The 20,227-nt window shown below is 37.3% G+C and carries 19 protein-coding genes; 8 read left to right on the top strand and 11 right to left on the bottom strand.

The genetic code is table 11. The features are described from left to right. Positions 1 to 130: 130 nt before the first annotated feature. Positions 131 to 667: a CAP domain-containing protein gene (locus VB797_RS21430; protein ID WP_323239765.1), complete on the bottom strand. Its 537-nt coding sequence runs from the start codon at positions 665 to 667 to the stop codon at positions 131 to 133. Between the two features lie 417 nt (positions 668 to 1,084). Here VB797_RS21430 and VB797_RS21425 point away from each other — a divergent pair, with 417 nt between their 5' ends. Then, the gene (locus VB797_RS21425; RefSeq protein WP_323239764.1) at positions 1,085 to 1,978 is read left to right on the top strand and encodes an alpha/beta hydrolase; all 894 of its coding nucleotides are present in this window, start codon (positions 1,085 to 1,087) and stop codon (positions 1,976 to 1,978) included. On the opposite strand, the gene VB797_RS21420 is transcribed toward VB797_RS21425, so the two are convergent. The 3 genes from VB797_RS21420 to crtH all read right to left on the bottom strand — a co-directional run bounded on the left by VB797_RS21420 (position 1,959) and on the right by crtH (position 5,321). After that, positions 1,959 to 2,690 carry a PaeR7I family type II restriction endonuclease gene (locus VB797_RS21420; protein ID WP_323239763.1) on the bottom strand — a complete coding sequence of 244 codons (732 nt, stop codon included), beginning with the start codon at positions 2,688 to 2,690 and terminating at the stop codon, positions 1,959 to 1,961. The genes VB797_RS21425 and VB797_RS21420 overlap by 20 nt on opposite strands. Further along, entirely contained in the window at positions 2,687 to 3,733 is a 1,047-nt protein-coding gene (locus tag VB797_RS21415; RefSeq protein WP_323239762.1) for a site-specific DNA-methyltransferase, read from the bottom strand. The genes VB797_RS21420 and VB797_RS21415 overlap by 4 nt, the downstream gene beginning before the upstream one ends. Positions 3,734 to 3,833: 100 nt before the next feature. Further along, positions 3,834 to 5,321 carry a carotenoid isomerase gene (gene crtH, locus VB797_RS21410; protein WP_323239761.1) on the bottom strand — a complete coding sequence of 496 codons (1,488 nt, stop codon included), beginning with the start codon at positions 5,319 to 5,321 and terminating at the stop codon, positions 3,834 to 3,836. A gap of 374 nt (positions 5,322 to 5,695) precedes the next feature. Here crtH and upp point away from each other — a divergent pair, with 374 nt between their 5' ends. The 3 genes from upp (at position 5,696) to VB797_RS21395 (ending at position 7,211) form a co-directional block, all read left to right on the top strand. Further along, positions 5,696 to 6,346 carry a uracil phosphoribosyltransferase gene (upp, locus tag VB797_RS21405; RefSeq protein ID WP_323239760.1) on the top strand — a complete coding sequence of 217 codons (651 nt, stop codon included), beginning with the start codon at positions 5,696 to 5,698 and terminating at the stop codon, positions 6,344 to 6,346. A gap of 81 nt (positions 6,347 to 6,427) precedes the next feature. After that, positions 6,428 to 6,784 (top strand): hypothetical protein, encoded by a 357-nt coding sequence (locus VB797_RS21400; protein WP_323239759.1) that lies wholly within the window; start codon positions 6,428 to 6,430, stop codon positions 6,782 to 6,784. 169 nt (positions 6,785 to 6,953) lie between these two features. Beyond that, positions 6,954 to 7,211, top strand: coding sequence for a YggT family protein (locus VB797_RS21395; protein WP_323239758.1), 258 nt, complete (start codon positions 6,954 to 6,956; stop codon positions 7,209 to 7,211). Positions 7,212 to 7,569: 358 nt separating this feature from the next. Here the strand turns inward: VB797_RS21395 and VB797_RS21390 are convergent, their stop codons facing one another. Beyond that, on the bottom strand, positions 7,570 to 8,004 hold the full coding sequence (locus tag VB797_RS21390; protein WP_323239757.1) for an FxLYD domain-containing protein: 435 nt from the start codon (positions 8,002 to 8,004) through the stop codon (positions 7,570 to 7,572). A gap of 179 nt (positions 8,005 to 8,183) precedes the next feature. On the opposite strand from VB797_RS21390, the gene VB797_RS21385 reads away from it, so the two are divergent. Continuing rightward, entirely contained in the window at positions 8,184 to 9,575 is a 1,392-nt protein-coding gene (locus VB797_RS21385; protein ID WP_323239756.1) for a hypothetical protein, read from the top strand. 61 nt (positions 9,576 to 9,636) lie between these two features. Here the strand turns inward: VB797_RS21385 and VB797_RS21380 are convergent, their stop codons facing one another. Continuing rightward, on the bottom strand, positions 9,637 to 10,749 hold the full coding sequence (locus VB797_RS21380) for an AI-2E family transporter (RefSeq protein WP_323239811.1): 1,113 nt from the start codon (positions 10,747 to 10,749) through the stop codon (positions 9,637 to 9,639). Positions 10,750 to 11,011: 262 nt separating this feature from the next. Here VB797_RS21380 and VB797_RS21375 point away from each other — a divergent pair, with 262 nt between their 5' ends. After that, complete coding sequence (locus VB797_RS21375) at positions 11,012 to 13,015, top strand: serine hydrolase domain-containing protein (protein ID WP_323239755.1); 2,004 nt, start codon at positions 11,012 to 11,014, stop codon at positions 13,013 to 13,015. A 109-nt stretch (positions 13,016 to 13,124) separates the two neighbouring features. Then, positions 13,125 to 13,463, top strand: coding sequence for a hypothetical protein (locus VB797_RS21370; RefSeq protein ID WP_323239754.1), 339 nt, complete (start codon positions 13,125 to 13,127; stop codon positions 13,461 to 13,463). A gap of 189 nt (positions 13,464 to 13,652) precedes the next feature. On the opposite strand, the gene VB797_RS21365 is transcribed toward VB797_RS21370, so the two are convergent. The 4 genes from VB797_RS21365 to VB797_RS21350 all read right to left on the bottom strand — a co-directional run bounded on the left by VB797_RS21365 (position 13,653) and on the right by VB797_RS21350 (position 19,228). Further along, complete coding sequence (locus VB797_RS21365; protein ID WP_323239753.1) at positions 13,653 to 14,210, bottom strand: DUF3611 family protein; 558 nt, start codon at positions 14,208 to 14,210, stop codon at positions 13,653 to 13,655. 203 nt (positions 14,211 to 14,413) lie between these two features. Then, positions 14,414 to 15,229 carry a hypothetical protein gene (locus tag VB797_RS21360; protein WP_323239752.1) on the bottom strand — a complete coding sequence of 272 codons (816 nt, stop codon included), beginning with the start codon at positions 15,227 to 15,229 and terminating at the stop codon, positions 14,414 to 14,416. Positions 15,230 to 15,671: 442 nt separating this feature from the next. Next, on the bottom strand, positions 15,672 to 18,392 hold the full coding sequence (locus VB797_RS21355) for a PAS domain S-box protein (RefSeq protein ID WP_323239751.1): 2,721 nt from the start codon (positions 18,390 to 18,392) through the stop codon (positions 15,672 to 15,674). Positions 18,393 to 18,697: 305 nt separating this feature from the next. After that, positions 18,698 to 19,228 carry a universal stress protein gene (locus tag VB797_RS21350; RefSeq protein WP_323239750.1) on the bottom strand — a complete coding sequence of 177 codons (531 nt, stop codon included), beginning with the start codon at positions 19,226 to 19,228 and terminating at the stop codon, positions 18,698 to 18,700. Positions 19,229 to 19,503: 275 nt separating this feature from the next. Here VB797_RS21350 and VB797_RS21345 point away from each other — a divergent pair, with 275 nt between their 5' ends. Beyond that, a complete protein-coding gene (locus tag VB797_RS21345) occupies positions 19,504 to 19,740 on the top strand; it encodes a hypothetical protein (protein ID WP_323239749.1) in 237 nt (78 codons plus the stop codon). Between the two features lie 111 nt (positions 19,741 to 19,851). Here the strand turns inward: VB797_RS21345 and VB797_RS21340 are convergent. Further along, positions 19,852 to 20,227 (bottom strand): DUF2887 domain-containing protein (locus VB797_RS21340; protein WP_323239748.1); only part of this gene is annotated, 376 nt, incomplete at its 5' end.

Below are 20,227 nucleotides of genomic sequence, written 5' to 3'. Positions count from 1 at the left end.
AACCGCATCTACACAGGCAAAACCCGCCTGCGCGGGTTATATGATAAATTAATTTAGTCCACGAAGGTGGACTTTGCCTGTGTAGCCGTGATTTTAATCGCCAGGTTAATCGCCAGGTAATTTCAACTAACTATCGCTGACTAACAAAAAGCTGCGTAAAATAATATTCACCCTTAGAATTTTTCGCAACACCGATACCAGTTACCTCATATTTACCCACCATATTTTGTTGATGACCTGGACTTTTAATCCAGCCCTCAACCGCAGATTTTCCTGGATCGCGATAACCTTGATTGTAAGCAACGTTTTCCGCTACACCACGCCATTTGATTAACTTAGAAATCTTTTTGTAGCGAGAATCTGAACCACTATGTCCAAAAGGAACCTGCTTATCAGCCATTTGTTGACTATGCTCTCTGGCAATTTTACTTATTTCAGTATTGAATTTTAAAGGTGATAAACCTTTGCTACTACGGTATTGATTAATTTGATTGTGAACTGATTTTTCCATAGCAGCTACATCCGAAGCTGCATTTACAGGCTTTGCACCTAATATAATTTCGGAATTGCTTGAGTGGGTTATTTCCCCTCCACCTAAGATGATTGCTATTCCTAAAACAACTCCACCAAACAATGGGAACACTTTTAGCCGATTATTCTTCAACATTCTATTTACTCCAAAATACAACTGAATAAACCTCTACTTATAATTCCCTTCCGCAAGAGAAAAATAACTTTTTGCACTTTGATTTAGGTAGATTCATTCGCGATTTGGTAGAAGCATAATTGATATGTAATTCTGCTTACATTGTTCGCCCTGACAGCATAATTACTCATGAAAGTAAAGTTAATTTATCACTTACTTCCGTGAATATTCTATGTAATCTTAACTAATTATTTTTCTGCTTGGGTTATGAATTGATTAAGATGAATTCAGGCGATCGCAATTTCATAAATAAATACCCTCGTTACAAGGTTCTACCTTGTAATGCAGTTCTAGAGGCTCCGCCTCGATTTTACGTTCCCAGCCAGAGTCTAGGAACCAGTCAGTATAATAAGATGTATTAAAATTATCTAGTTCTTCATGCATGAATCCCTATCAAAAATTAACACGTCTAAACTAAAAGATTTTAATGCATTAAAGCTTTTTCAAAACATTCAAACAATTCCTATAAACACACCTTTATATCCGCAACCAATTTCAACAGCCTACGTGCATCAAGGCAACAACAACATACCAATTTTACTTTTACACGGCTTCGAGAGTTCCCTGCTAGAATTCCGCTTACTTATACCATTACTCGCTGCTAAAAACGAAACTTGGGCAGTTGATTTACTCGGTTTTGGCTTTACACAAAGAATTAAAAACATTAATTATTGCCCAGATACCATCAAAACCCATCTTTACCACTTCTGGAAAACGCAGATTGATCGTCCAGTAATTTTAGTTGGTGCTTCAATGGGAGGTGCAGCAGCGATAGATTTTACCGTTTCTTATCCAAATTGCGTTCATCAACTAGTTTTAATTAACAGCGTCGGTTATTCCGGTAGCTTTCCCCAAGGACGATTTTTGTTTCCTCCCTTTGATTATTTGGCTGTAGAATATTGGAGACAACGCAAACTCCAAGCGCTGTTTTTTGGGGATTTTGGTAATTTAAGTGATGCCGAGATGACATCCTTGCAATGCGCTGCTTTACACTTAGATATGCCCAACTGGCACGAAGCGACGATTAGTTTTACCAAAAGTGGTGGTTACAGCGAGATCGCACCGCGAATTAAAGAGATTTCTAAGCCGACATTGATATTGTGGGGAGAAAAAGACGAAACTTTGGGTACCCAAGACGCTGATAAATTTAAAAGAGCGATCGCGCAAAGTCGGTTAATTTGGTTGAGATGCGGACATACTCCCCAGTTGGAACAGCCGGAGCAAGTGGCGGAATGGATTTTTTCTAATATTACTAAACCGAATGTAAAATAAGCTGTCTTAAAAAGTTAGCTGCTGATAAATCGGGACTAGGTTCGGTATAATTCGGTGTATTGGTAACGCGATCGCGGTCTGTCATTAAAAAGCAAGCAGCATTATAATGTCGTTCCCTGACCATTTTTTGACAGAAAAGCTCATAACGTTTTGCATAGCTTGACTGCTTAAATTCTGGTAAAACATCGAAATGTGGTTGGGAAACTCGCACGGGGGTAAGTGAAGCATCACAGTCTTCTAACAAAAGTAGGTACCCAATCCAAGGTGGTGGTGGGGCTTTTCCAAATACTCCCTCACGGAAAGCCGTCCAAATATCCAAAGCTGCACCCATTGCTTCTTCTGTGCGATTATTGAAGTTATTTCCAAAACTGCCTACTTGGCTTTTTAACTCAATTACTACCTTAAGTTGCTTTTTTTCGGCATCTATTACTAAAAAATCATAGGTTTTTGTCGGACGAAAAAATCCAGGAATCACCGTCAGACTTTTCTTTACGTGAATATGATGTTGTGGTACTCCAGATGCAAGCAATAAATTAGTAATAGTTAAAATAAATCCGTCCATCTGCTTACCACCAGTAACAGAGCCACGGTTGCCTTGGTCAATTTTACCAGCGAGCGTTTGTGTTTGTGCTTGGGCTACTCGTGTATTCCAGAAACCATATATTGCATCTTGAAAAACATTCTGTGGTATAGAAGATATCTGTGCTGTCATGTCGCAACTTCCGTTACCACTTTATCATGCACCAATCGCAAACCATAGGTTTTACTAATTTTTTCAAGGGCTAGTTGATAATAAATAGGCTCAACTTCCACCCCAATACTATTACGTCCCCAGTTTGCGGCTGCGATACAAGTAGTCCCCGTTCCCATAAATGGATCTAATACGGTATCGCCAACAAACGAAAACATTCGGATTAGTCGCTGTGCTAATTCCAACGGAAAAGGCGCGGGATGCTGCCTTGTGGAAGCGCCTTTCACATCTTGCCAAATTTGCTGAAACCATTGTCGATGCAATGTTTGAGGAATAACGGACAGCAATCGAGCATTTAAAGTAGGGCTGCGATATCCACCAGGTTTACGCTGCATTAAGATAAATTCGATATCATTTTTAATCACACCACCTGGTTCATATGGTTTACCAAGAAAACTAGTACCATTTCCTGTTGCTTCCAAAGATGCATTCGCAATTTTGTACCAGATAATAGGTGCTAAATTATCAAAACCTAGATTGCGGCAATGTTCTTGAATGCTGGCGTGTAATGGAAATACTACGTGTCTGCCAAATTGCCGACGAGAAAGACAAACATCCCCTACAACAATTATTAAACGTCCACCCGGCACCAAAACCCGCCACATATGCTGCCAAACACAATCTAATTCTTGTAAAAACTCTTCGTAATCATCGATTTCTCCAAGCTGGTTGGGATTTTTTATATACTTTTTTAAATTCCAATATGGTGGGGAAGTTACTACCAAATGTACGCTTTCGTTAGGAATATCAGCTAATTTTCTACTATCTTGTAATAAAAACTGATGTGATGAAGGCAGTTGCTGAACTCTTTGTTGAATTTCTTCTATTAAAGTAGCATTCTTACTAATTAAAGGTATGGCTTTTTGTTCATCACTTGCCAGTAATACCGTCGCTTCTTCTGGAATTAAGCTTTTATCTTGTAGCGCATTTTCCAACGGTTTTAATTTTTCTTCCGAAATCAATCGCGTTGAAATATAAATTTGACTTAGGCTGGCAGAATTCATAATTTAATTAAAATAATCGCATTCATCTTATAGCAATTTCAGCACCCGCATATAAAAAACGCCAATCAACTAAGAATGTCCATTATATGCAAGTCAAATATTAAACAAATCCCAAATCCACCGCTACCCGATGAGCGCAAGCAAACCCGGAAAACGCGACCGCATTCAACCCTTGTCCGGGAAATGTACTATCTCCCACAATATATAATCCCTCGATCGCAGTTCGATTAAACGGCATTCCCAACAATCCCCGTAACTTCTTTCTAGGTATTGGGCCATAGGTACCATCAACTCTTCCCAAAAATCGCCGATGGGTTCTCGGAGTCCCGGCTTCTAAATAATCTAAATTCGCATCTATCCCTGGGAATATCTTTTCTAATTTATCCACAATCCGCCAAGCTGTAGCTTCTTTCTTGGCTTCGTATTCCTTCTCAGATAAACCCTGCCATTCATCAATCCAGTGTGTCGCGAACGCATGAATGATATGATATCCCTTTGGCGCTAATTCTGGGTCGAGTAATGTGGGAATTGAGACAAAAATTGTTCCTTCTGAAGCGGTCATTTTGTCCCACTCGGACAATAAAATGTGATGACATTCGGTTTCGGGAGATAATAATTCTGCTTTTACTCCCATATGTAAACTGAAAAAACTCGGCGATTTTTCATATCTTTGTTGCCATTTTTTTTCATTAGCTGGTATTTCTTCTGTGGCTAATAATTTCTCAAATGTATTCCAGCGGGTAGCGTTGGAAACCACACGTTTACCGCGATACTCTTGATTATTCCCCAGCTTCACCCCTACAACTCGTCCTTTCTCCTGTAAAATTTGTGTAACTCTGGCTTGATATTTTATTTCCCCACCCTTTTTAATCAAACCTTCTACCAGCTTCTGAGCAATTTGTCCTACACCACCTTTGGGGTAATTAACTCCACCATAATGTCGATCAGAAAACACCATTCCAGCGTTAATCATCGGTGTCATATCAGCTTTTACCACCGACCAGCAATAACACTCGATATCAATAAACTTTAATAATTCCGGGTCTTTAATATATCGTCGCGCTATATCTCCGACATTTTGCGGTAGGTACTTCGCTAAACCCAAACAAGCGAATGGATGTCCGAAAAACGCCCGCATTAAATACCGGGGTTCTTCTAAAGACAGCAACTCCATCTGATTTAAGCAATTAAAAACTTTCCAACACTCATCATAAAAACCACGAATTCCTTTACTTTCGTGAGGAAAATATGCAATTAAATTTTGTAAAAACTTTTCATAATCGCGTTCAATTTTTAAATCTAACTTGGGTAAATGATAGTGAATTTGTACGTTGTCGGGAATTGTTTCCAAGCTGACATCTACAGCTTTCAAAGCACGAGTGAGTAAATTAGTCGTCCCTTTTTCCCCAAACCCGAAAATCATCGAAGCCCCCACATCAAAGCGATATCCTTCCCGTTCAAAATAGCCAGAACTACCACCAGGAATCGTATATCCCTCCAATACCAGCACTTTTGCACCTTTCGCCACTAACTGAGTCGCCGTTACTAAACCACCAATACCAGAGCCAATTACGATCGCGTCATACATGATTAATTTTTATTAAGGGGATGGGGGGACAAGGGGATGGGGAGAAATAATTTACAATTCCGCCGATCCGGTGGTCTTAACTTAAAATAATCCAAAATCTAAAATCTAAAATCCAAAATAAAAAAAAGAGGGACAAGTCCGCAATGCCGACCAATCCCATCTGCCGTTCCTTAAAGAGAGGAGAACACTGGAAAATAATATACCGCTGATTGAGAATAAATGTCAACTACTAATAAAAAATATTCTCAATAGTTTTTTGGTAAGATTTTAATAAATTTTGTAAGTGTTTATGTTGGCTATTAGCGAGCAGCTTAAAACAGTATTATGATGTTTGGCGTTGTTATACCGTATATATTGAAGATTTTAGATTTATTATGACGCTACAACTGCGCGTTTACGTTCCACCCCATCCTTTAGTCAAGCACTGGTTAGCAGTTGCTCGCGATGTTGCGACACCTTCTGTATTGTTCCGTTCTGCGATGACTGAGTTGGGACGCTGGCTAACTTACGAAGCTGCTAGGGAATGGTTGCCGACTCTAGAATCAACAGTTCAAACCCCATTGCAGGAGTGTCCTGCAACATTCATTAATCCCGAAATTCCTGTAGCGGTGGTACCGATTTTGCGAGCGGGATTAGGATTGCTTGAAGGAGCGCAAACGTTGCTACCTTTGGCATCTATTTATCATTTGGGTTTAGTCCGCAACGAAGAAACTTTGCAGCCGCAATGTTATCTCAATAAGCTACCAGAAAAAATTGATCCCCAAACCAGAGTGTTAATTACCGACCCTATGCTGGCGACGGGAGGCTCTATAATGGCAGCCATGTCGGAATTAACCCAGCGCGGTGTAGACCCGGCTTTAACGCGGATTGTCTGCGTAGTTGCGTCTCCTGTCGCGTTGCAAAAATTAAGTGCAGCTTATCCGAGTTTGAATATTTACACCGCAACAATAGATGAAGTGGTGAACGAACAAGGATATATCGTACCGGGATTGGGAGATGCTGGCGATCGCACTTTTGGGACTTAAGCTAATATGCAGCTAGGACTTACTACAAAAAAAACTGATGATTAAAGTAGGAAGTAGCAATAGGGATGGACGGTAAATATTATGAGTCAACGCGATGGTTTTGCGAGCGGTTTTTTTGCTGGAGCAATTTTTGGTAGCGTAGTTGGTGGTGTTATCGGTACGCTGGTAGCACAAAGACGTGATGCGGCAGAATTGACAGAAGAAGAACGAGAACAGCAAATAACAGGTACGGGCAATTCAAATGATAAATCTGCCAAACGACGAATGCGAGGTACAGCATCGACCGGGGTAGAAATGGAAGTAGCACGACGCTCGCTAGAAGATAAAATTGCCCAATTAAACGCCACAATCGATGAAGTACGCGACCAATTAGGCAACGTAAACAATTCTAGTGGAGTAAATGAGCTTTCAGACCGCAGTGAAGAATTGCTGTCTTAGGCAAACATTGACAAATTGAGCCGGATTTGAACAATAACTTGTTTTATAACTAGCTCAATTTCCATTCTACAAAAGGTAAACACCGAAACCGTGTTCTAGGCAATAACAGTACTAACTAAATTAAAATCGATAATAAGACGGCTTTTACTCAAACTCAAAACACTAAACCATGAACTTACTAATTGGCACGCTGATTGCTTTCGTATCCATTTACAGCACCTTACTGTTTATTCGCGTACTGTTAACTTGGTTTCCACAAATTGAGTGGTACAAGCAACCATTTGCAGCACTCAGCCAGATAACCGACCCTTATCTTAATCTTTTCCGCAATATAATTCCCCCTTTAGGAGGAATGGATTTATCCCCAATGCTGGCTTTCTTTGCACTATACATAATCGGTGGACTTCTTAAAACGATACCTGTTTGACATCCTCCCCGGCGTAAACACACGGGGATTCCAAGAATCACTAATACAATAAAATAAAAAGCCGTCCTATAAGGCTTGTACTGAGCTTGTCGAAGTGACGGGGCTTTAAACCCAAATTTTTGGTAATAGATGGGAGTTTTTCAACTCGAAATTGAAGTATGAAATCTGAAATCTGAAACCTGAACTACAAATTATCAGCGATCGCGGATTATAAATAAACTTTTATTAAGTGCGATCGTTAATAAATTTACCCCAAAGGGAACTCATATTTTTATTTTTCATGCTTCATTCTTCGTCAATTATTGTAGGAGTAGGGAGTGGGGAGTAGGGAAGACGAAAAAGACGCAATATTAATAAATTAATAACGAACCTTAGAAGTAAATCCCGACGCTTTAAACTGCTTCAATTTTAATGGTGTAGGTTGATTCGCTGGAACGGTAATTCTCATTTCAAAATTACTTTCTCCCGGTGGTACTTCGTTAATAGAACCAAGACGAGTCCGGTTTTGCATGACTGAATTATTGTTAGCGTCGTAAATTCGCCCAAAAATGTCTGCATCATATACAGTTTTATTAGTCATGTTTTTCGCTGTACCCGTGACGATAAAGCAATTTGCAGCCCTGCTAGAACCACCACTAGTTACATTACCTGTACTCAATTCCAGCGGACATTCCTGGTAAGATATATCTGATAAAGGAATCTGGGTTAATGCTGAAGCAGCAGGACTATAAACCCAGGAAAATATACTAATAATGCCAGAAATACAGACAATTGTTAGCGATCGCAACCACATAAAATACACCGCCCAATTAAATTGAATTATAAAATACGCTAAGATTCAGCTTATCAGCGACCAGCGATCGATAACCAACTAATTCACGTTTGCAATATAATTTTTTGTTAATTTTGCGTAATTACTCTAAAAAGCAATGTATTTATCAATACTATACGTTGAATTAAAAAAGAGTAATCGTGAAGCAAATACCATTATCTACAGACCGACAAGAAAATGGTCAATCCTCTACTGAATTACGAGCAGAAGTTGAACAGCTTTCTAATATCGCGACAAAAGCCATTGATAGCGAAACGCAAGTTAAGATCCAAAATTTGCTAGTTCTAATTAAGAAGAGTCTGCAACAGCAACAATTAAGTATTGAAATGCAGCGAGAACTTGCGAGATTACTGAGTTTGATATCTACATTAGATTGTCGCAATCCTCAACAAATTGATATTTTGGATTTAGCTATTTCAATTCTGCTGGAAAATAAACAAGATATAAAAAGTGCTACAAATTCAGCAAATAAAGTATTAGATAAAAATTCTCGAAACCTGGTTTTTATCCAAGAAGCACGACGACAAATAGCAATTCAATCGCGAGAATATCCTCATCCTTTTAGTGCGATTATCAAGGGTACTGGAGGTGCTTATAATCGGTTACTTTCTGGTCTAAGTTGGTTTTTTATCATATTTGTAATTTGTCCCATTGTGGGAGGTGCATTAACGTTATTTACGAGAAGTATTATTATCGATAAACAAAAAAATATTCAATTCGATACGGTTAAACCACTTATAGAAGAATTATATAAGACGCAGCAACAAGTAACAAAAAGTGACAGTCTTCTTAATGACCTTAAAACTAGGCTTTCAAAAGTGCAGCGGGAACTAGATTTATTAGAATCTCAGTTAAAGGTTGCGAAAGAAAGCGATAACAGCAATCAGTTGTATCCGAAAATTGAAAGTACTAAAAAAACAATAGAAAGTTTACAAGACAATATCAAAAACGAGTTGAATTCTGTAAACGAACAAGAAAAATTAGTTAAGGGAACAAAAGAATCTGACAAAAAGCCAGAAGAAACTCTTTCTAAGATGACAGATGTAGAGATCAAGCAGCTTCAAGAAGAAAATCCGTATTTATTTATTTTAAAGTTGATAAACGAGAAAGAAGGAAACTTAAATAACAGCAATCAACAATCCAAATTTGTGACTGAAGACTTTTTTGAAACCCGTATTTACTTTATTTTAGTAGCTGTTTCAATGGGTGCGTTAGGAAGTGCGGTGAGTATAATTGTACGTGCTAATAAATTCATCGAACAAGGAAAAGAAGGACAATCAGACTTATTTTTTACCGGCTTTTTCCGTCCGATTGTCGGAATGTCTTTTGCTATTTTCGCGGTAGCATTAATTGAATCTGGAGTATTTTCCGGTATTTTCCAAATCTCCGCAAATGAAAACCGTACTATTTATCTTTACATGGCGATCGCCTTTGTGGCTGGATTTAGCGAAAGACTTGTAGAAGACGTAGTTTTAAAGACCGAGAATACTTTAACAGGTTTTTCGTCACACTCAAGTAGATCGGATAAATAATTATTAACCTCTTCAAACTTTGACCTTTAACCTTTGACCTTTAACCTTTAACCTTTAACCTTTAACCTTTATTTATAATCGAATCATCAGTCAGTTCTGGATTCAGATTTACATCTACTAAAGCGATATTATTCTCTGCGTTAATAACATTAGGTGAATTCCAATTATTTAGAACATCTTTAACTACGATTTCTTGGATAAATGTTTGTAGTATAAGTACTAAAGGAATCGCTAGAAATAAACCAAGGAAACCAAAGAAATTAGCAAAAACTACTACTGCTAATAAAGTTACTACTGGTAGTAAAGAGACTTGCGACTTCATGATTAAAGGTACAACAATCAAACTTTCCACCTGCTGAATACCAAAATATAATGCAATTACAGCAACGGCTTTCCAAGGTGCATCAAGTAGCGCTAATAATAGCGGTGGAATCAAGCTTAATGTTGGACCTACGTTAGGAATAAATTCTAATAATCCGGCTACAATTGCGTTGATTAAAGGTAGTCGCACACCTAAAAGTAATAACCCAACATAGCTCAAACCACCAATGAGAAACATGGTCAGTAGCGTACCTTTGATCCATCCTACTAATGAATTTTCGCATTTATGAAGAATCTCATCCATCCGACGACGATAAAAGGCTGGGAAAAGCAATAGAAAGCCATTTCGATAGGGTTTTGGGTCTATCAAAAGCATTATAGTTAAAACTAAAAAAAGTAAGAGATTTAAAACAATATTGAGCGACTGACTCAAAATTAAAAAGAAGTTTCCTAAAATTCTATCTAACCAAGATTGTAAACCTTGGGTCAAATATCTTAAACCTTGTATTTCATTTAAAACTTGTTCGGGAATCACTTTTAAAAGCCAATCATTCCATAACCGCATTTGGTCTAAAAACTTTGGTACTAAAGAAGTAAATTCGCGCAACTGTTCAATAATTGATGGCACAATAAGCGCGAAAAATCCTGATGCAATTGTCAGCAGAAGAATAACTGATATTCCGACCGCAAACCCTCGCGGAATACGAATTTTTTGTAAAGCTTTAACAATTTGATTTAAAGCGGTTGCTAACACTATCGCAGCAAAAACTATCAATAAAACTTGTCTAATTTGCCACAAGACATATATTGATACGACAAAAGCAAATAAGCCTACCCATTTTCCAAAACGCACAAAATGCCTCCATGTTTTATCAATTTCCGCTAACGTATGTGTAGAATATCCGTTTAAGTTGTATTTGTCTTCTTCCGGAAGTAAACTAACTTTCATCCTTAATAGGGACTATAAAAGCAATCTCTATCTGTAGAAAGACCAGAAATAGTTGGTTATCAAAGTAATGTGAAGTTTAGAACTGAGGTTTTGATTTTCTCTACAGGGTTGCCGTGCTTGTTGAAAAAACTGAAATATTGTTTATATAACCATGATTATCAAATGGATGAAGCCCTTATGCGTTGGGCTTATCGGATTTATTCTATTCTTATCTCTCTCTGGCTTAACTAGTTTTTCTAGGGATATCCCACCTCAATTTCCTCCACCGATATCTCAACAGCAACCCACGCAACCGCAACCACCTATAACACCATCTGACTCTACACCAAGTTTAAGTAACCCCCAAGAATTTGCAGCATGGGTAGATAAATTTATGAACGATCGGATGTCAAAGTCTCACATACCTGGAACGGTTATTTCTGTAGTTAAGGATGGAAAAGTATTTTTGACTAAAGGTTATGGTTATGCAAATGTAGAGAAAAAGATTCCTGTAGATGCGGATAAAACCCTGTTTCGGGTTGCTTCTCTCTCCAAATTATTTACAGCAACAGCAGCAATGCAGCTATCGGAACAAGGAAAATTGGATATAAATGCTGATGCAAACAAATATCTCAAAAAATTTCAAATCAAAAATCCTTTTCCCGAACCAGTAACCGCAGCCCAAATGATGATGCATACCGATGGTACCACCAAAAGACGCATCGGACTTGCAGCCCCCACACCCGAAAAAATGCTACCTTTGGGCGATTATTTGGCTAAGTATATGCCCGCAATTGAGTGGCAACCCGGTACGCTTTACAGTTATTCCAGTCATAGTACTGCTTTATTAGGTTATTTAGTCGAAACAATTTCTCAAACCCCCTTTGTTGAATACATCGACAAAAATATTTTGCAACCGCTGTCGATGCGTCGCACCAGTTTTTTGCAGCCCCCACCGCAAGAACTAGCAGATAATTTGGCTACAGGCTATCAATATAATAACGGTAAATATCAAGCCGTTCCCTATCTATATTTAAATATTGCACCCGCAGCAGCATTAAGCACAACTGCTACAGATATGACTCATTTTATGAATGCATATTTGCTACACGGGCGCTATCAAGATAAGCGCATCCTCAAACAAGCTACGGCGCGCGAAATGCTCACAAGACACTTTACACATCATCCAATGTTACCGGGTACTGGTTACAGTTTTCGCGAACGTTGGGTAAATAATATTCGCACTTGGGGACATTTGGGGAGTTTGCGGGGATATTCTGCTTCTCTTACATTATTGCCAGAAAGAAATATTGGTATTTTTATTGCTAATAACAGTTTTACTGGTTTGAGTGGTACATTCCTAAATCAATTTTTTGACCGATATTTTCCTCTTACAAAACAACCTGTATACCCTAATCTTTCTTTAACTCAAGAGCAACTAGAAAAATTTACAGGTAATTACCGCGATGTTGAATATCCCCGCAATACTTTTGCAAAAATAACCGCGCCTTTCAAGGATATTAATATTAAGAAAGCTGATAACGGTAATTTAATAATAGATACCCCGAAACTCTTTTTTGTAAGTAAAATACCAGATAAAGAATTAGTACCAATTAGTAAACTATTATTTAGAAGACCATCAGATAATGCTTTCACAGCCTTTGGTGAAGATAAAAATGAGCAAGTAGAGTTTGCATTCAATCCGCTTTTTCCTAAAATAGGAGCTTATGAGAAAATTGCTTGGTACGAAAGTGTTTGGGCGCAAGTTGGTATCGCAGCCTTTTGCACAATTATGTTTTTCACAGCTTTTATTATGTACCCGATTATTCCAATTATTCGGTGTTTGCGGGGAAAGTCTGGTAAATTTGAACGTCAACTGAACGGGGCTTGGGTAATAGCTAGTTTGGTAGCTACTTTAAATTTGGTATTTTTAATTGGCTTTCCTTTATCGCTATGGCTTATCGGTTTTTGGAAGTTAGTTTATGGTGTACCAACGGTAGTAATTTGTTTATTAATACTTCCATTAGTAAGCACTTTCTTAACTTTGGCATTATTAATCTTTTCTACAGTAATTTGGAAATATAAATTTTGGTCAATATTGGGACGGTTCTATTATTCTTTAGTTACTTTAGCTGCGTTAATTTTTGTTCCTTTCTTAGCTTATTGGAATCTTTTGGGGTTTCAATTTTAATTAGTAGATAATAAAAATTTTCGTTCCTATTATAAATACTCATATATCTAACGCACTCTACTTATTTTGTTATAAGATAATAAATGAAACTTATAAAACTTAAAAAATTATGGATTTAAACAATATATCTCAACAAAGTAAAAAAGTAGCTGAAGATTTAATGGACAATGTAAAAAATAAGGGCAAAGAAGTCGTTGATAATATTTCTGAAGTTACTAAGAATAAAGCCGAGGAGATTACTGAAGAAGCTATTATTACAGCAGTTGATAAAGCAATTAATATAATTGAAATTGCCAGTCAGAGAGTAAAAGAAAAACAACTTACGGCTGAGAATGTTTCTTTGGAAGTCAATTTAAAAATTGTCGGGATAGCCGAACTAAAAATGCGAGCGAATGTGCCAACATCTTCAGAAGGAAAAAGAGAAATTATCGATGTGAAGATCTCTTAATTAAACTTAAAAACTTAACGCACCGTCCGGAATTGGTGCGTTATTACTAGCTAAGAGTGGGTATTTTATGATTGCTCAGTTACCAATAATTCAAAATATCTTTCATAAGACATATAAAACTAATGCAAATAAGAGGAAGCTAATCAGTTTCCCAAAGTTCACATTTCACCTCAATTCTTTATTTAAATCTTATTTCTCCAACCATTCAAGCAATCCCAAAGAATTAACGCTACCTAAAAAATGAGCGCCGATAATAGTCACATTTGCAAGTATAAGAAGTAAATCTATAGAACGTACTACTGTTTCTGGATTATAAACTGCTACTCCCTGGGGTTGAGCCAAAGTTTTCGCTAAAACGGAAATCACAGTTCCTTCAGTAGCTAAGAAACCTAACCCAATTCCAAGCAAACTAATAATTAAACCGACACGCAAAACTCTAATAATTTCTTCTTTTTTAGGATGTACATTAGTATCGGGTAACTGCAAACGTTTAGCTAAACGAGTATAGCGATAAGCCCAAAAAATTCGGAAACCCACTGCAATAACACCGCATACTCCTAAAAATATTCCAAATCCAATAAAAGGATTATTTACATCGCTAAAATTACGACTGAAGATGACTAATAATAAAATAATCGCAGCAACCGTACCTAAAAGCAAATGAACCCAGAAGCTAATTCTACCAAGAAGACGAAAGGTACCGGCAAATTCTTGTTTGCTGGGAGAAGATGAAGTTTTTGTTTGCATTAGTATTTTCTCCTTTGCTATAAATTTTTTGAAGTTTTTATAGCATTAAAAATCAGATCCAGTATTAGTTTATCTATTTTAATTTAAGTAATTCTTCCTTCAAAAGATAGATAGAATAGTATATTTATATCAAATAGGGGGTTTCCATATAAAACGGAAACCCCCTACTTTTCTCAACCTATTTTGAGTTAACGGATCAAAATTTACTTATCAAGAGATTCGGGTAGTGCAGATGGATATATACCGTCAGCAACTAATACCGGCTTATCTTTATATTCGGTTTCTAATTTCTGCTTAACACCTGCATCCCAAGTAAACTTGTATTCTTTCTCTAAATCGGCAACAACTAGCTTCCGTAACTTACCTGTAGCAACTACAGTTTCATCTTTCTTTATAGCCGTAGTATTGGAAGGTGGAATTAAGACTAGTAGATTATTAGCACCGATGAGTTTTTGATCGTCAAGGGTAAAAGCATTTTTATCAACTACATCTGCAATTTTACCAGGTACTGCAATCACTTTATCGTAATATTCACTTGGGTTTGAAGTAATTTGACCGGGTTTTGGTGCTAGCGCGATCGATTTAGCAACAATCGCTGGTTTACCTTCAAACTTTGTGTAATCTTTCGAGTCTAATGTCAACTTATACTCTTTGTTAAGATCGGAAGTTCCAAACTTTTTCACTTCACCCGTAATTTGCAACTCTGTACCTTCAGGAAGTGGTTGAGTATCTCCGGTTGCATTTACAACTAAGATAGTATCTCCACCAAAAAAGTCATCATCGGTGATAGAAAATGTGGTAGGACTAATTTTATTTACAGCGTTGCTTCTAACAGTAACTGTTTGACCTATCAGCTTATCGGTTTTACCAGCAACTTCCTTCGCTGTAACGTTTTCTGCTTCCGATTGTGTTGTAGTTTCTTGAGGGTTACTTGCTTCTGGCTGTTTATCGGTACAAGCTGGAAGAATCACAGCCGCTAATGCTAGCGCTAATGCTTTTGAACGAAATTTATTCAACATGAAAAATTATCCCTACTATTTATGTTTACTAAAGTTTGGCAATTTTTAAAACTGCTCAAACATATGATTATAAATGGCTTATAGCGATTTTATTAATAATTTCACTTAGCCTCTTCACACCACTTGGTAATTAATTACTTATAGATTTACAACCCTGCAAAATTAACCTACTATTCTAAAATAGATCGCGATCGCAAAACTCTAAATATTTAACTGCGATAAGAATAAAACAAATAAACCATTTTGGCTTCTATCTTAAGAATGACTTAAGAAATATTAAGGGAAGGTAAAGTTGGGAATTGGGAATTGGTAATAGGGCAATTCTGCTTTTATCCTTGGTATTTAAAAATTATGAGGATTAACTCTTAACTTCTAACATCCAATCCAAAATCTGTTGACGCGCAAGCGTCTTCCCGCAGGGTAATCTAAAATCCAAAATTATTCAACTCCCAATTCCCTTAATCCGACCCAAAGTACTTAATAGTTCATCCGCTCCAAAAGGTTTAGATAAAAATGCTTGAATATTAGTGTCGCTAGCTTGCGCTAAAGCTTCAGTAGAAATCAATCCACTCATCGCAATAATTTTTACTTGTGGATTCATTTGCTGTAAAGTACGGATGGCTGTTGCACCGTCCATTGACGGCATCATAATATCCATTAAAACAACGCTAATCTCTTTTTTCTGCTGTACGTAAATGGCAATTGCTTCAATACCATCCTTGGCTGTTATAACGCGGAAATTATAGGTTTCGAGTGTAGCTTTAATGATTTCACAAATTCCGATTTCGTCATCAACAACTAAAATTAATTCTTGATTTCCTATAGGTCGCTGCACACTATCTAGTATTGGTGAAACGTCTCCTTCTATAGTTGGTAAATAAACTTTGAATTGACTACCTTTTTCTATTTGACTCGATACTTCAATAAAACCACCGTGGCTTTTGACAATACCTAATACCGTCGATAAACCTAATCCCGTACCTTTCCCAACTTCTTTGGTAGTAAAAAATGGGTCATAAATCTTATCTATAATTTGCTTAGGAATCCCAATTCCGGTATCGGCAATAGTAACTACAACGTAACGACCTACTTTTGCTTCAATATTCATTTTGGCATAGCTTTGATCGACAAACTTGTTTTTAGCTTCAATGCTTAAAATTCCTCCATTTGGCATTGCATCGCGAGCATTTACGACTAAATTCATAAATACCTGATGTAATTGGGTAGCATCTGCTGAAACCGTCCATAAGTCTCGCGGCAAATCTCTTTCAATTTCGATGCTTTTAGGAAATGTACCTTTAGCAAACTGTTCTATATCTTTCAAAATATGCTTAACTTGTAGCACCGTGCGCTTACCTTCATCACCACGAGCAAATGAGAGGACTTGCTTGACTAAATTAGCTCCTCGTTTAGCATTGGCTTCCAGCATTACCAACATTCGCCCAGATGTTTCATCCACATTACCAAGCTTGAGGGGTAGTAACTGCGCGATCGCTAAAACTGGTGTGAGCATATTGTTTAAATCGTGAGCGATACCGCTTGCTAATGTACCCAAGCTTTCTAAACGTTGGACGCGCAGAAATTGACTTTCAAGTTGTTTTTTCTGGGTGATGTCGGTATCTACACTTAAAATTGATTTCGGTCCGGCTCGATCTCGGATCAAAGTCCAGCGACTAGCAACAATAATTTCTTTACCTTGCTTGGTAACTTTCCTTAACTCACCTTCCCACGAACCATTTTGCAGGGCTTTATGATGCGCTTCCTGTAATTCCTCCGAAAAATCTTTATATAAAAGCTCGTTCACACTTTTCCCTATAGCTTCTTCTGCCGTCCAACCATACATTCTTTCTACACTTTGGTTACAGTATAAAATTATTCCCGATAAACTTCTTAACAGAATTGCATCTGTAGCAACATCGAGCAACTCAGCTTGCTGAACAATTTTTTCTTCCGCTTGTTTACGTTCGGTTATATCTATGCAAGAACCAATATAACCAACAAAACTTCCATCTGAACTAAATCTGGGAGTCCCTTTGTCCAAAATCCAGCGATATTCACCGTTCCAATTCTGCAAACGGTATTCCATTGAGAACGCTTGACGAGCATCAAAAGCATCTAAGTAAACTTTTACACATTCCTCTCTATCGTCTGGATGAACCCCTTCTGCCCAACCATTACCGATTTCTTGCTCTAAAGTGCGTCCGGTAAACTCTAACCACACGGCATTAAAATAATTGCAAAGTTTGTCGCATCCAGCCATCCAAATCAGTACGGGGGCTGTATCTGCCATCATGCGAAATCGTTCTTCACTTTCTTGTAACGCGGATAAAGCTTGTTTATATTTGCTGATATCTTTTGAAATACCGTAAAAACGGACAATTTTTCCGATTGCGTTACGTTCTACTTTTCCACAGGAAAATGCGTAACCAATAGTTCCGTCAGTATGTAGAAATCGAAACTCAGTTTCATAGGGAATACCTTGCTCGATAGCATTTCTAATCAGCAGATTTACCCGTTCCCTATCTTCTGGATAAATAAATTGATGGATATCTTTAATATTAGGAGTTGTGTTATTGCGTTCACAACTAAAAAATCGATAAAACTGTTTCGACCACCAAGTTTCATCCGTAGTCAAATCGCAAGACCAGCTACCGATTTTAGCAATTCGTTGCGCTTCTTGCAGCAAAGCTTCAGTTTGACGTAATTTTTCTACAGCTTGTTTGCGATCGGTTATATCTCTAATTACAGCCAGCAAACCAATCTTTTCACCGCGATTATTATTTAGAAAGGAAACGGATAACTCGACATAAATTTCTTCTCCATTTAATTTAGTATGAATATTTTCTCCTTGCCACCAACCATTTGCAGATAAACTTTCTTTTGCTACCTGGTTGTCTTGTGAATTCAGCCAGCTATATTTATAAACTTCTTCTAAACTGCGTCCAATAAATTCCGCAGCATTAATATTGTACTGATGTTCGGCTCTTTTATTTAAATAAATAATTTTATGTTCGTTATCAACAGCAATCACTGCATCGCTGACATGAGCCAAAATATTGGCATCAAATTTAATTTGTGCTTCCGCTGCCGAAATATCTGTAATTGCCGCTTCGCATCCCGGTTCTACGTGTTTGAAGCTAATTTCATTTTGCCCTATACCCATGATATTATCTCGCTCTGCAAAAACTTGTAATAATTTTTGTCTTCAACAACTCCCAATAAATTATTTTTATCATCCACAATAGGTAACTCAGATATTTGATCTTGATGCATTAGTTGTAGCTCTCTAAAAACGTTTTGATTTGGCGATTTTTTTAAGCAAACTACTTCTTTCCCTATTACTGAATCTATTTTTATCGAAGTCAAACTCCTCCCAGAAGCATTTAACAGTTAATTGTAGAGACACTTTAGATATCGCGTCTCTACATTAATAAAGCTTTATAATATTTAATTTTTGATGGAATATATTCAAACTTTACTTGTCACCTCCACTTGTGTTCGAGTTGCTTCGTTGACCTGATGAATTATTCCTTGTACTGTTAACACCGAACAAGGAGCATGATGAAGTACATAATTACTAACACTACCTAAGAATAATTCGCTTATTCCTCGACGACCCCGACGACCAATAACAATAACATCCGCTTCCCAATTCAGAGCCATATTACAAATCATTTGACATGGTTCGCCGATATTTTGAGAAAATTCTGTTTCAACTCCTAATTGCGTCGATTGTTCGCATAGCGATCGCAACCAATTGAGTCGATTATTTTTCAACTTCTCCCAGTCGTTGGCATACTTACTATTATTTGGCTGCAATTCTGGATAAAGAACATTTGGCTGTAAAAACAAAGGGTCAGTGTATTGTTCATCAAGTGGAGATAAAATGTGCAGCAACATTAAATTTCCATCTGTTGTTTTTGCTAAAGATACAGCTTCATCAAACACCATTTGATTTTGAACTGAATTATCGACTGCAACAAGAATTCTCTTAAACATGATAGTAGTCCTATGAGAATTGATAACTGTCTCTCTTATAGACCAACAATATGAGGATTTTGTGAGTATTAAGTTTAGTTAAGGTCATTTATCGGCGATCGGGCTATATTTGAGCTTTGTTTCTCTTTGCAGTCAGCGTTCTTCGTAGTTATAAATTCTGTACTTTACTCACAAGTTTCTCACATTTACAGTTTATATTAGAAGCATGAATATTCATCGGCAAAATCCCCCAAACTTTTGTGTTCCTAAAATAATCTCAAATAGAGGTAAAAACCATGAATTACTGTCCTTGCTGTCAAGATACACTTTTATCCCACATCAGCCATAATCATACTTATTGGTTTTGCCCCACCTGTTGGCAAGAAATGCCTGCATCTGCCTTACCAAATACTCATTCTTTGACGGAAGCAATATCTAACAAATTGTCTAATATGCATCAAAAAAGAGACAAATCTAGTTTACCTTCTAGTGAATGTTCAGTTAATTCGTCCGACCTTGCTCTCACGCTTTGATAGTTAAATCAATAAAATACCGCTACGATAATTTTTTTTTGATTCAGTTTTAGTCGCTCTCTAAGTTTTTAGAGGGTGGCTTAATAATGTTCGGCTAAAGATGCAATTGCCCTATTTAGCAGTTTGTTCTTGGCTTACTTTTCTCACCTCATCGACTGTTAAAGCTAACGCTTGTGCTACTTGTTCCACAGTCAATCCAGCAGCTAACATTGGTGGTATTGCTAGTAGCTTTCCTCTAAGTTCTCCTTCTTCTATTCCTTCTGCAAATGCTTGCTGATATACTCGTGTTTGCTTTAAATCGCTTAATCCGAACATTTCCTGTATCTCCTTGATATCCATGCTGGGTAATTTATAAATTAAAATTGTCTCAATTAATTGTAATAATTGTTGCTGTTTTTGTACTGAATCAATTTCCTGGCTGGTTCTAGTAATTAACTCCCTGGCTTCTTGTATGGCTTTATCTTCATTTTCTATGACTAACTTAATC

Source organism: Rivularia sp. UHCC 0363, from assembly GCF_034931125.1.
GTDB lineage: Bacteria > Cyanobacteriota > Cyanobacteriia > Cyanobacteriales > Nostocaceae > Rivularia.
This window is presented reverse-complemented; position numbering and strand designations above follow the sequence as displayed.